The organism is Lysinibacillus telephonicus (genome assembly GCF_039654155.1).
GTDB classification, from domain to species: Bacteria; Bacillota; Bacilli; order Bacillales_A; family Planococcaceae; genus Ureibacillus; species Ureibacillus telephonicus.
Genome location: NZ_CP155468.1, coordinates 129,252 through 142,783, shown reverse-complemented (window position 1 = coordinate 142,783; position 13,532 = coordinate 129,252). Strand labels below are relative to the sequence as shown.

Sequence of the window (13,532 nt, the reverse complement as noted above, 5' to 3'; positions counted from 1 at the left end):
CAATTTTTCATTTACATTGATAGTATGGTTATTAATTGGTCAATGTATGCAAAAAGTGTATGAAGAGGATTAAATTCTAAAGTCGGGCAGTAAGAGTAAAAAACTATTTTAATAATACTTTTTTGACCCCAATAACTAAATAAATGTTGAAAGCTAGTGATACCTGCAGCTCACCTTTAAATTTTTATTATTCCTTTTTCGCCTTTGCAACGATTTCTACTAACTGTTCCAAAACATCAAAAGGCTGATTTTTACCGCATTTTTTTTCATCAATAGTTAATGTAAGCTTTGACCCATCCATTACAAAGCCAACAGCACGATCAAATTTCATTGATTCCGATACTATATAGCTTCCATCCACTTTCGTCGTGCCTTCTTCTGATAAATATATAGAAATAATTTTTTGCTTCTCCTTTATTGCTGTTATGCCGGCTTCGATAGCCCACACCTTAATACGGGCAATACGTAAAAGCTTTTCAGTTTCTACTGGCAAATCGCCAAAGCGATCGTGTAATTCATCAATTATTTCTGTGTAATCTTCAACACGTTCCATTGATTTAATTCGCTTATACATTTGAATTTTTTGATAGCCATCTGGAATATATTCATCAGGAATATAAGCATCAGTATGCAAAATAATTTCAACATCAGGCTTTTCTTCTTGTTTTACTCCTGTTCGTCGTTCAGCAATTGCTTCTTCTAACATTTGCGAATATAAGTCAAAGCCGACTGAGTCAATAAAGCCGTGTTGCTGTGCTCCTAGAAGGTTTCCTGCACCTCGAATAGACAAATCTCGCATAGCAATTTTGAATCCTGAACCAAGTTCAGTAAACTCTTTAATTGCCTGGAGTCTTTGTTCAGCAACATCTGTTAGTACTTTATCGCGTTGATACATGAAATAAGCGTAAGCTATTCGATTTGAACGTCCGACTCGTCCGCGCAATTGATAAAGTTGGGATAGCCCCATTCGATCTGCATCATGAACGATTAATGTATTTACATTTGGCATATCGACGCCTGTTTCAATAATCGTAGTTGTTACGAGCACGTCATATTCTCCGTCTAAGAAATTCAGGATAACGGATTCTAATTCAGATTCTGACATTTTACCATGTGCATAGCCAACACGAGCATCCGGAACAAGCATTTGAATTTCTTCAACTTTACGCGTCATATCTTCAACACGGTTATATAAGTAAAATGTTTGACCCCCGCGAGCCATTTCTCGTTCAATTGCTTCTCGAACAAGAGCACCACTGTATTCCATTACATACGTCTGAACTGGAAAACGATTTTGAGGAGGCGTTTCAATAACAGATAAATCACGAACGCCCACCATCGACATATGCAATGTACGCGGGATTGGTGTTGCTGTTAATGTTAAAACGTCGACATTTGTTTTCAATTGTTTAATCTTTTCCTTATGTGTAACCCCAAATCGTTGTTCCTCATCCACAATTAATAAGCCTAAATCACGGAATACAACATCCTTGGATAAAATTCGATGAGTACCAATTACAATATCAACGGTACCTTCCTTTAAGCCTTTAATTGTATCTGTTTGCTGTTTTTTTGTACGGAAACGGCTTAGTAAGCCAACATTAATAGCATAATCTTCAAAGCGCTCCTGCATCGTTTCATAATGCTGCTGAGCTAAAATTGTTGTTGGCACTAGAAATGCGACCTGTTTTCCATCCATTATTGCTTTAAATGCAGCTCGTATTGCTACTTCAGTTTTCCCATAACCAACATCTCCACATACAAGACGGTCCATTGGACGTTCTCTTTCCATATCTCTCTTTACTTCTAAAATAGAACGCAGTTGATCCTCTGTTTCCTCGTATGGGAATGCGTTTTCAAATGAGCGCTGTTCGTCTGTATCGGGTGAAAAGGCATACCCTTTTTCAGCCTCTCGCTTTGCATAAAGTTTAATTAAATCATCTGCAATATCCTTAACAGCCGATGATACTTTCGCTTTTGCTTTTTTCCACTCAGCGCCTCCAAGCTTATGAAGCTTTGGCTCTTTTCCTTCAGATGCAACATATTTCTGGATTAAATCTATTTGATCTACAGGTACATATAATTTATCATCTGCTCGGTAGCGGATATGAAGATAGTCTTTATGTGTACCATTTACTTCAAGTGTTTCGATGCCTATATATTTCCCAATTCCGTGGTGTACATGTACAACATGATCACCAGGTTTAATTTCTGTATAACTTTTAATGCGCTCAGCATTTGACATTTTTTGTGGTCGACGTGGTTTTCTTTTTGGCTGTTGCTTAAATAACTCATCATCTGTTACCACGACTATTTTTTGCAATGGCAGCTCAAATCCAGAGGTTAACACACCGTCAACTAAATAAATACCTGGATCTTGAGGTGTACCTAGCAGGCTATGAATATTGTATTCTTCTAGCAGCCCCTGTAGTTTTTTCAATCTTTCATTGCCATCCGCCACGAAAAGAACAGTAAATTTCTCCTGACTCCATCGTTCAATTTCATTTTGCAAAAGTGAAATTTGCCCGTGAAATTGCTGCATAGGCTTACAAGAGAAGTTTGTCGTTTTATTAAATGTGATACCAGAGAACGTTCTAGTAAATAGTGCAAAATAGAGCTTTTGCTGGTTAATCATTGAGATTATCTCTTTAAATGCAAAAGAAGGTTTTACATCATGTACTATTTTCCCTTCCTCAACTAATGAAATAAACCATTCTTCCTCTTCGCGTTCCCATGCATCCATTACTTCTTGAATTCTTCCTAGTTCATCAAAAATGACAATACCGTCTTCAGCAAAATAATCTCCAAGATAGGTTAGTTCCTCATATAAAAGCGAACCATATTTCATCACATGATTTGGTATGTTTTTTTGCTTTAACATTTCTATATCATATTGAATATTTTGATAAAGCATTTCCTGAACTTCTTTTTTCTTAACTTTCTTTAAGCTCTTTCCTAGAGAATCTTCTAGTCTCTCCGCTAATTCTATTCGTTGTTTTTCCGTTAGGATTAATTCCGTAGCAGGTAAAATTTGAACAGATTCTAATTTATCAATTGAGCGTTGATCATCAGCAGAAAACGTACGGATTGAATCTACTTCCGTATCAAATAGTTCAATACGAATAGGTGACTCTGCATATGGAGGGTAAATATCTAATATTCCCCCACGTAATGCAAACTCACCTGGTGTTGTAACCATCTGGCTTCGTGTATAACCCATTGTTACTAGATGCAAAAGCCATTCATCAATCTCAATATCTTTTCCAATTGCGGCCTCTAAAAAATAATTCTTCCACTGTTCAACAGGTGTCATAATTTTACGCATACCAGCAATTGGTATTACATAAATGCCAATTTCTTTTTTTGCTAAGCGATCCAAAGTTGCAATTCGTCCAGCCTTTAATTCAGGAGAGGCGATCGTCATATCTGCTGCAATAAACTCATCAGCAGGATAATAGTGAACGAACTCCTCGCCTACTAAAGAAGAAAGATCATCCACCAATTTTTGAGCCTGCAAAAGATTTGGCGATAAAATATAAAGTGGTTTTTTTAGCTGATTAAATATTGTATTTATTAAAACCGGCCTCGCACTGCCTGTTAAACCTGTAATAAGCTGCGAATTGTAACTTTTTTCGCTAATTTGTTTTATAAACGTATTTATATGTTTATCTTGAGAGAATAATTGAGTAAAAACGTTCATTCCAGTACCCCCTTCCACAATCCAAAAACGTTCAGTAAATATGTAACCATTAATTTATTACATATGAATATGAACGGCTGTTTATAATATATTTAAATGAAAATATAAAAACGGAAAAAGCCTTGGTCTCTAATAAATTGAGAACCAAAGCACTTCCTCTATTGCAGCCAGTTTTTCAGTGCATAATAGTCAGGAAATTGTCTTAAAGAGTCTTCACAATGTTCACAAATACAATGCACTGTTGTATCTCCATGCTCATTTTTTTCGATATAATCGTCAACTTCCCCTACTTCAAACAAATGCAATTTTCGTATAGTTTCGTCTGCGTCAAATGGCAACGTTCCAATCTCTGTTTCGCAATGGCGACAACGATAACGAACAGGCATAGTATCGTCCTCCTTTAAGTACATAAGCATACTGCTTTTATACTCAAAGTATTGACCTATTTATCTTTTTTATGCACATAATCATTTTGCTTTTTAAGTAATAGTTCACTAAAAGTTCTATTAAATAAAGCTTTTGTTGGTTGGCTTGCAGATTTTTTTAAGATTGTTATTGCTCTATTTAGCAGTATTAAATTCAGACATTACATCTAAAAATTTTTTTGATAAAGATGATTCAACAGCAGCAGCCGTTTTTGCTATAGCATCTTCTATTATAGGATCATCTTCTTTAGAGAACTTAGATAATACGTAATCAGCTACTTTCATTCCGGCAGGAGGGCGGCTAATTCCGACACGGATTCTGTTGAATTCTTGTGTACCAAGATGTTGAATTAAAGACTTAATTCCATTATGTCCACCCGCACTGCCTTTTTGACGTAATCGAAGTTTTCCTGTTTCTAAATCTAAATCGTCATATATTACAATAATATCTTCAACATCTATATCAAAATAATCCATCAGTGGACGTACACATTCACCTGATAGATTCATGTATGTTAAAGGTTTTAACAATATTACTTTTCCTTCTGGGCGATGTACACTAGTAAACATGCCATTAAATTTCATCTGATTTAAAGGTGCATCCCATTTTTTTGATAATGCATCGATGCATTCAAATCCAATATTATGACGTGTATGTTCATATTGTTTCCCTGGATTCCCTAATCCAATTATTAATTTCATGATTAACTCATCCTTTTTTCACTAATCGTAGCTTATTTTAACATATGGCTTGTTGAAAAAGAAAAAACTAAACTCTAAATCTTTTGGTAAAACAAAATGTATGTAGCTTGTTTTCGATAAGTTTATGATTGTCTTCGCATAAGATTAAGCTTGGGTTCGAAACTATATTAAGTATACACTTAAAAGATTACTTCTTTAATCGTTGGACTACCTTTACTCAGTAAAGGTCCTTCTGTAATAGTCATACTATTGTAACAAAGAAGCCGTCCAAAGAGATTTGGACGGCTTCTTTGCTTATTAATTTTCCGATTCTGGTGCTTCTGTTGCTTTTATATCTTGATTTCCATCATCACCTTGTCCGGCTGTTTCATCATCTACGACAACCGGTGGTGTAATGGTTACTAATACCTCTTCATCTGCATTAAGTATATTAAAGTTAATACGACTACGTACATCTGCTATTGATAATGAATCGCCCATTGCTAAATCTGAAACATCTATTTCAATTGATTCAGGTATGTCAGTCGGTTTTACTTTAATGGTTAACTCACGAATTGGCTGAGTTAATACACCACCTTCACTTACACCAACTGAATTTCCAACAATGTTAACAGGTACATCTACCTCTAGTTCTTCAGCCATATTTATTGATAGGAAGTCGACATGTTTAACAAGTCCTTTTATTGGATCTCTTTGTACTTCATGCAATACTGCATTTACCTGTTTACCTTCAATATCTAATTTAAAGACACTTGTATACCCATATTTTTGAACTACTTTTGCTGTTTCTTTATAGTCTAAAGCAACAGGTGTTACCTCTACATTGTATCCATAAATAACAGCAGGTAATTGACCTTGATTTCTAAGTTTTGATAATGTCGAACGAGCACCAGTTTCCCTTCTTGTTGCTTGTAGTACGATATCCATATATTAACTCCTCCCAGAAAATATTAACATCTATTAGTATGTCTTTATTTCTGGAATGCTAAACTGGTGAACGAGTATATAAGATATATAAAAAAGACAAAGCCAATAGAATCGGCTCTGTCTTTTTAAAGATTTATTAGTCAAATAATGTACTTACTGATTTATTTTCATAAACTCGAGAAATAGCTTCTGCCATCAAGTTTGCAACAGAAAGTTGTTTTATTTTTGGTGACATCTTTTCTTCAGATAGTTGAATTGTATTTGTTACAACTAATTCTTTAATCGCTGAATTCTCAATTCTTTCAATTGCTGGTCCAGATAATACAGGATGAGAACAGCAAGCATAAACTTCTTTTGCACCAGATTCAATTAATGCATTTGCACCAATCGTAATTGTACCTGCAGTATCAATAATATCATCAATTAAGATACAAACTTTCCCTTCAACGTTACCAACAATATTCATTACTTCTGCAACATTTGGTTTTGGTCTACGCTTATCGATAATTGCAATCGGAGCTTTTAGACGTTCAGCCATTTTACGTGCACGAGTAACACCACCATGGTCCGGAGAAACAATGACAACATCTTCCCCTGAAAGTTTTTCTTTAAAGTATTGAGACAATAATGGAACTGCCATCAAGTGATCAATTAAAATATCAAAGAAACCTTGAATTTGTGGAGCGTGTAAATCTAAAACGATAACACGAGTAGCACCTGCAGTTTCTAATAAATTTGCTACTAATTTTGCTGTAATCGGCTCACGTGCCTTAGCTTTACGGTCTTGACGTGCATAACCATAATAAGGAATAACGACATTTACTGTACGAGCAGATGCACGTTTAACAGCGTCAACCATAATTAATAATTCCATTAAGTGCTCATTAACAGGAGCAGACGTAGATTGTACGATAAATACATCACAACCACGAATACTTTCTTCAATACTAATTTGAATTTCTCCATCACTGAAATGTTTTACAGAAGATTTACCAAGTTCTACACCCATTAATTCAGCAATTTCTTGTGCTAATGGATAGTTAGAATTTAAAGAGAAGATTTTTAATTTTGAATCAGCATATTGATACGGCATGATGGCCTCCTAATAGTTTTACAAATTTATTTAGAATTAAGCTTCTTTGCATAGTCTAATTTATTTTCTTGTCTAGCACGTGCAATCGCAAGTGCATCCTCTGGAACTTCTTTTGTAATTGTCGAACCAGCTGCAATAAATGACCCTGCACCTAGTTTAACTGGTGCTACTAAATTTGAATTGCATCCTACAAATACATTATCTTCTATAATAGTTTTATGTTTATTTTTACCGTCATAATTTACTGTAATTGACCCACAGCCGATATTTACATTGCTACCTACCTCAGCGTCACCAATATAACTTAAGTGGGAAACTTTAGAATTATCGCCTAAAGTACTTTTCTTAACTTCCACAAAATTCCCGATCTTAACATGGTTACCCAATTCTGAGTCAGGGCGTAAATGTGCAAACGGTCCTACAGAAGTATCTTCTCCTACTATACTATTAGTAACTACAGAATTTTGAACAGTTGTTCTGTCACCTATTCTACTACTAACAATATTACTGTTTGGCCCGATAATGCAATCTTCGCCGATAACAGTGTTGCCCTCGATTATTACACCAGGTTTAATGATTGTGTCACGGCCAATAACTGCATCTGCGCTTATATGTGTTGTAAGGGGGTTAATAATTGTTACCCCGTTTCGCATATGCATCTCGTTAATACGCGCGCGCATAATCTCCTCAGCCTGCGATAAAGCTACACGATCATTAACTCCAAGCGTTTCATCAAAATTATCGCATGAAAAAGCTGATACAATTTCACCTTGTTGTTGTAATATTTCAATAACATCAGGCAAATAATATTCACTTTGAGCGTTTTCATTTTTTACAAGCTTTAATGCTTCAAATAATGCTTTGTTATCAAAACAGTATGTCCCCGTATTAATTTCTTTAACTAATAACTGATCAGGTGAAGCATCTTTTTGTTCAACAATTTGAGCTACTTGCCCGTTTGCATCCCGGATCACTCGGCCATAACCAGTCGGATTCTCAGCGATAGCTGTCAAAATTGTTGCTTTAGCATTTTGCTTTTGATGATGTTCAAATAATGATTCAAGCGTTTCTGGGCGAATTAATGGTGTATCACCACACACAACTAACGTTGTTCCTTCTAATGAACCTAAAATCGCCTCAGCTTGCCTTACAGCATGTGCCGTTCCAAGTTGTTCTGCTTGGAGTACATATTCACTTTTATCGCCAAGCTGCTCTTTTACTTTTTCAGCTCCATGCCCAACAATTGTAACAATACGGCTGACATTCAGGCTTTGAATATTATCAACAACGTGTTCAACCATTGGCTTACCACAAACAGGATGAAGCACTTTATATAATTTGGACTTCATGCGAGTTCCTTGACCTGCAGCCAAAATGACTGCAAAAATGTTAGTCATTCTAAGTCCTCCAATTTTACTCATATTCTCTTATGACTATATAGTAAATTCACTTGATTTTCAAGGTATTCAGACTTGACAAATCATTGACACCCCCCTTAGGAATTATTCACTGAACTACATATTATTGTTATTTATTAATGGATCTAAAAAAGTCCACCCGGAAATTATTTCAGGACTGATCTTTTTTATCGAGTATGCAATATCGGTATTGTTTATGTAATAGAGTTGATCAATAAAATACTAAAGGGGGTGTCCAGAAAATTTTCTTCTGGACAACCCCTTCTTAAAACGCAAAAAAGCTTTCGCTTAAATGCAGCAAGTCTTTTAAAGACATTTTGAAAATAAGGAACAGTGTCCCAAAAGTCTATAGTTGTAAACTTTTGGGGACATCTTTCTCTTATTTTTTAATAATCATGCATTCGCTTCTTCTAGTTGCATAGCTTCTTCTTCACTAGAAGCATGATATGCAGCTAATACAACTTCTTGAAGCTTGTTTCTTGTTTCTGAATTGATTGGATGCGCTATATCGCGGAATTCCCCATCAGGTGTACGCTTGCTTGGCATAGCCACGAATAACCCATTATTTCCATCAATCACTCTAATATCATGAACGACGAATTCATCGTCTAGTGTGATGGAAGCAATCGCACGCATGCGTCCATCAGTTTGCACACGGCGTAATCTAACGTCAGTAACTTCCATACTTTCACTCCTCTCTTCTAGGATGCCTTTTAAATTTATGATTCTACAAAAATTTCTATTTCCCTTCTTATTTTATATAATTTTCTAAAAAATTTGAAGATTTAATTTAAAAAAATAGCGAATTCCTGTGAAAGAATTCGCATTTGTGATTCTATTAATTTTAATTATTTATTCAACTACTGCAATAACTTCAATTTCTACTTTTACATCTTTCGGTAATCTAGCAACTTCTACAGCAGAACGTGCAGGCTTATGATCGCCAAAATGACTCGCATATGTTTCATTCATTGCCGCAAAGTTATTCATATCACTTAAAAATACTGTAGTTTTCACAACTTTGTCTAATGAGCTTCCAGCTGCAGAAAGAACTGCTTTCAAGTTTTCAAATACTTGATTTGTTTGTGCAACAATGTCTCCCTCTACTAATTCTCCATCAGCTGTAAGTGGAATCTGACCTGAACTATAGAACATTCCGTTTACAATAATCCCCTGTGCATAAGGTCCAATTGCTGCAGGTGCATTTGTAGTTGATACTGTTTTCATATGTTTTATCTCTCCCTCTATAAATGTTGATATATCAACGGTTTGACCCGTTTTATCTAATAGAAAAAATATTTTTTAAAGAATAATATTTTAGTATTTTACAATACTTCAATTCATTTACAGTTTGAGGATACGCTTCGCTAAAGTTAATTGGTAGTAATTAACTTTCCGTTCCAATATGTGATGCACAATTGGATCTCTGCAATGCTTATGATGACGTACCCTCCCATGTCTCTTGGCGTCTAGCGCATACATTCCTTCGTTCGGTCTATTCATAAGGCAGAGGCTGGCGATGCTCCTTTAGGGACTCGTAGTCGGATGGAATAAATAATGCCGGCTTCTCCGTGTCATCCTTTTGTAATTTAATCGAGCTAAGGTGTAGCTTAGGCTGCCTCTACGAGACAATAAAGGTCTTTCATCATAAGTTGTTCATCAAACTGTACTTTCTTCTTGCATAGAGCGTGTAAAATCTTCAGTAACTTACCACAAAGGACAACCATCGATTGCTTCTTTCGAAGTGGATTAACTGTGCGTGTGGTGTAATATTCATGTAATTGCTTAAAGGCTTCATTATGGCGAATCAACGGTATCATAACTCGGAATAAGAGAGAACGAAGCTTTCTTCTTCCTCGCTTTGAAATGCGTTTCTGACCTTTGTGTTGCCCAGATGAGTTTTCACGTAATGTGAGTCCCGCTAGTTTGATTAATTGGCGTGGATGCTCATATTGAGTGAAGGAACCAATCTCTGAAAGAAGATCGACGATTGTTACATCGCCAATACCAGGCACAGTGGCTAGATACTCATAATCCGTCATTTGTTTCGTTAATTCAATTAATTGTTCTGTTAGACTATCGAGCTGTTGTTGCATCAATTTGCGTTGACTAAGGAGTGTGGCAATTTCTATTCGTGCCATCGTAAGACCTTCTGTCAACCCGATTGAAGATTGAGCAGCCTCGACTAATTGTTTTGCCTTCGGCAATTGAGGTGATTTTAATCCCTCTACCTGACGGTATAAAAACAATAATTCTTCGGGAGATTTACCGAGAATATCAGCGGGTAGAGGTGTCTTTTCAAGAACCGCATACGCCATCTTTCCGAAACTTTTAAAAACAGACATAAATTCTGGGAAAAAGCGATCCAACCATCGAATGAGACGATTTTGTAATGCATTGAGATCTTCTTGTATCTTTGAACGTAACGTGGCACCGTTTCGTAATTCCGCTTCCACGCCTTCTAGAATACGTGGATAGCTAAAACGTCCATCACGTATTAGACGCGCAATTACAAGTGCATCCTTTTGATCGTTCTTCGTTTGGAGATTATCGTCCAATTCTTTGGATTTGTTCACATGGCTCGGATTCACCATGATAAACGGAATCCCATGTTCAAAAAGATAGACAGCGAGATTCATCCAGTAGTGGCCTGTAGGCTCAAAACCAACTAATATTTCGCTTTTATCATGCGTAGTAAGTAAAGTTAATAACTTTTCATAAAATGCATCAAACCCATTTCTTGATTGCGTGAAAGGGAATGACTTTTGAAGCACACGGCCTCGTTCATCAATTGCGCAAGCATAATGTTTGTGCTTAGCGATATCGATACCTACGACGAGTGTATTTTCAGTGACTTGATTAATTTTCTGGTTCGTATTAAAATTCATAGACGGAGTCCTCCTGTGTGATGATGGGTCAATGGCTGTTGACACTCATGCATCATACTAGAGGGCTTTTTTTATTTCAAGACCCTGAAAATCCTTCTAACAGGAATGCTCCTTTAAAAAGTAATTCCCTTCGCTTAAAGCAATAGTACGGTCTTTTTCATTTACTGCATGAAGTTTTACTAAGGAATAATAATCATCAACAAGCGTTTCATCGGCGTGTTCTGCTTCAACTAATACGGCAATTCCAGCTAGTTCACAATCAAACTCCTCAAGTAAATTTTTCATTCCGTTCATTGTACCTCCAACTTTCATAAAGTCGTCTGTAATTAGAACTCGTTGACCACTCTTCATACTGCGTTTAGACAATACCATTGTCTGGATGCGACGAGAAGATCCAGAAACATAATTAATACTTACAGTGGAGCCTTCTGTTACTTTGCTGTCCCGACGAACGACTACAACTGGTACATTTAGATGTCGCGCAATAGAATGGGCAATAGATATTCCTTTCGTTGCAACAGTCATAATAACATCAATTTTCTGGTCAGCAAATGCAGATGCAAATACCTTTCCAACTCTATTCATTAATTCTGGATTTCCAAGTAAATCTGTCATAAACAAATATCCACCAGGCAGCAAACGATCCGACTGACTTAGTTCAGATATTAATATTTGTATTACTTCCCGAACTTCTTCATCAGACATTTTCGGAATATATTTTACCCCACCCGCTGCGCCAGGTACTGTCATCAACAACCCGATTCCTTTTTCTTCAAATGTTTCCTTCACAATTGTTAAATCTTCACTTATGGATGATTTGGCAGATTGATAAGTTTCAGAAAAAAAGGTGAGCGGGATCAGCTGATGTGGATGCTCTAGTAAATAATAAGTCATATCAACAAGGCGTTCACTTCGCTTCCATTTCATGCGATCCTCTCCTTAAGAAAAGCGTAAGCGCCCTTTAGCTGCGCGTCGACAAAAAAGCCCCATCGCAAGTCCTGCCGACAATTTATCTGCATCGAAAGAGAAGCATCCGATACATGTCTCACTTCGATGTGAGCCCCAAACTGTTTGCGCCCCTTGTAAGAAGGAACCTTCACCTTCATAAGAAGCAGACCGCGACTCAAAGGACGAGCACTTGCGCTAAAACTCTTCAAAAAATTTTAATACTTTTATTAAAACTTGCATTATTACTTCAATTGAATTTGTATTTTATAAACTTGTACTGATTAAAGTTTAAACACGAATATTTTATAGAAAAAGTAACATAAATGTGCGCATCTAAGCAAGTGGATTTCTTTCGCCTAACATTCGAACTGCAAAAACTTCATCACAAAAACCTCTTAAACCATTATAAATTCTACTTAATCTTGATTCGTTATCAACAAGTCCAAACACAGTAGGACCACTGCCGCTCATTAATACTGCATCTGCACCAAAGCGCTTCATTTGTTCTTTAATCATGATGACCTCTGGATGTAATTTAAATGTTACAGTTTCAAGAACGTTGCCTATTGAATTACACATCAATGAATAATCTTCTTTTTCTATAGCCTCAATCATTTTTTTAGTGTTAGGATGCTCAATTTCATCAATATTAAGTCCACCATAAACTTGTGCTGTTGATACGCCAATTTTAGGCTTGGCTAGTACAACCCAACACGTCGGTGGTGCAGGTAACTTTTGAATTTTTTCACCACGCCCTGTTGCTAATGCTGTACCTCCATAAACACAAAATGACACATCAGAACCAATCTTCGCTCCGAGCTCTGCTAATGTATCAAGAGATAAGCCTAGGTTCCAAAGCTCATTTAATCCTTTTAAAGTAGCAGCAGCATCACTACTACCTCCTGCAAGGCCAGCAGCAACCGGGATTTCCTTTTCTATTGTAATGGACACGCCTTTCTTAATACCATATGTATCTTTTATAAGCTGTGCTGCTTGGTAAGCAAGGTTTCTATTATCGTCAGGGATAAAACCATTAGTTGAATTAATTTTAATTATGCCATCATGTCGAGATTCTAATCCGATTCGATCCGCTAAATCAACTGTTGTCATAATCATCTCTACTTCATGGTAATTATCTGGACGTTTATACAAAACATCTAAAGTTAAATTTATTTTTGCTGGTGCTTTCACATAAAGCATTCCGCATCCTCCTCTAAACCGGGCATATCTATGAAGAATCGGTTATTACTGCATTTTATTTTATCATATAAAGTTTTTTTCGATTGTATTGAAGCAATAAAATCTTTACAAATTCATAAAATAAATTAAAACCAATAGATTATACAGATAGTATAGTTGTTTGCTTCCATCCGGCAATCGTTTGTTTATAAGTATTTATCCTAAGTTGACTGCCTATTCACATCACAAAGG

At 36.2% G+C, this 13,532-nt stretch carries 11 protein-coding genes; all 11 read right to left on the bottom strand.

What is annotated here, in order from left to right; translation table 11 throughout:
• Nucleotides 1–187: 187 nt before the first annotated feature.
• The 11 genes from mfd to ispE all read right to left on the bottom strand — a co-directional run bounded on the left by mfd (nucleotide 188) and on the right by ispE (nucleotide 13,301).
• Nucleotides 188–3,700, bottom strand: coding sequence for a transcription-repair coupling factor (mfd, locus tag MKY04_RS00610; protein WP_126295369.1), 3,513 nt, complete (start codon nucleotides 3,698–3,700; stop codon nucleotides 188–190).
• A 158-nt stretch (nucleotides 3,701–3,858) separates the two neighbouring features.
• Complete coding sequence (locus tag MKY04_RS00605) at nucleotides 3,859–4,086, bottom strand: anti-sigma-F factor Fin (protein WP_126295370.1); 228 nt, start codon at nucleotides 4,084–4,086, stop codon at nucleotides 3,859–3,861.
• 174 nt (nucleotides 4,087–4,260) lie between these two features.
• Entirely contained in the window at nucleotides 4,261–4,827 is a 567-nt protein-coding gene (pth, locus tag MKY04_RS00600) for an aminoacyl-tRNA hydrolase (RefSeq protein WP_346235172.1), read from the bottom strand.
• Between the two features lie 297 nt (nucleotides 4,828–5,124).
• Complete coding sequence (locus MKY04_RS00595) at nucleotides 5,125–5,754, bottom strand: 50S ribosomal protein L25/general stress protein Ctc (RefSeq protein WP_346235171.1); 630 nt, start codon at nucleotides 5,752–5,754, stop codon at nucleotides 5,125–5,127.
• 136 nt (nucleotides 5,755–5,890) lie between these two features.
• The gene (locus MKY04_RS00590) at nucleotides 5,891–6,847 is read right to left on the bottom strand and encodes a ribose-phosphate diphosphokinase (protein WP_126295474.1); all 957 of its coding nucleotides are present in this window, start codon (nucleotides 6,845–6,847) and stop codon (nucleotides 5,891–5,893) included.
• A gap of 26 nt (nucleotides 6,848–6,873) precedes the next feature.
• Nucleotides 6,874–8,244, bottom strand: a complete 1,371-nt coding sequence (gene glmU, locus MKY04_RS00585) for a bifunctional UDP-N-acetylglucosamine diphosphorylase/glucosamine-1-phosphate N-acetyltransferase GlmU (protein WP_346235170.1) — start codon at nucleotides 8,242–8,244, stop codon at nucleotides 6,874–6,876.
• Between the two features lie 414 nt (nucleotides 8,245–8,658).
• A complete protein-coding gene (gene spoVG / locus MKY04_RS00580) occupies nucleotides 8,659–8,949 on the bottom strand; it encodes a septation regulator SpoVG (protein ID WP_126295476.1) in 291 nt (96 codons plus the stop codon).
• Between the two features lie 168 nt (nucleotides 8,950–9,117).
• On the bottom strand, nucleotides 9,118–9,492 hold the full coding sequence (locus MKY04_RS00575) for a RidA family protein (protein WP_126295477.1): 375 nt from the start codon (nucleotides 9,490–9,492) through the stop codon (nucleotides 9,118–9,120).
• A 383-nt stretch (nucleotides 9,493–9,875) separates the two neighbouring features.
• The gene (locus MKY04_RS00570) at nucleotides 9,876–11,153 is read right to left on the bottom strand and encodes an IS110 family transposase (protein WP_126296408.1); all 1,278 of its coding nucleotides are present in this window, start codon (nucleotides 11,151–11,153) and stop codon (nucleotides 9,876–9,878) included.
• A gap of 96 nt (nucleotides 11,154–11,249) precedes the next feature.
• Entirely contained in the window at nucleotides 11,250–12,080 is an 831-nt protein-coding gene (purR, locus tag MKY04_RS00565; RefSeq protein WP_346235169.1) for a pur operon repressor, read from the bottom strand.
• A 354-nt stretch (nucleotides 12,081–12,434) separates the two neighbouring features.
• Nucleotides 12,435–13,301, bottom strand: coding sequence for a 4-(cytidine 5'-diphospho)-2-C-methyl-D-erythritol kinase (gene ispE / locus MKY04_RS00560; RefSeq protein ID WP_126295479.1), 867 nt, complete (start codon nucleotides 13,299–13,301; stop codon nucleotides 12,435–12,437).
• Nucleotides 13,302–13,532: the final 231 nt, after the last annotated feature.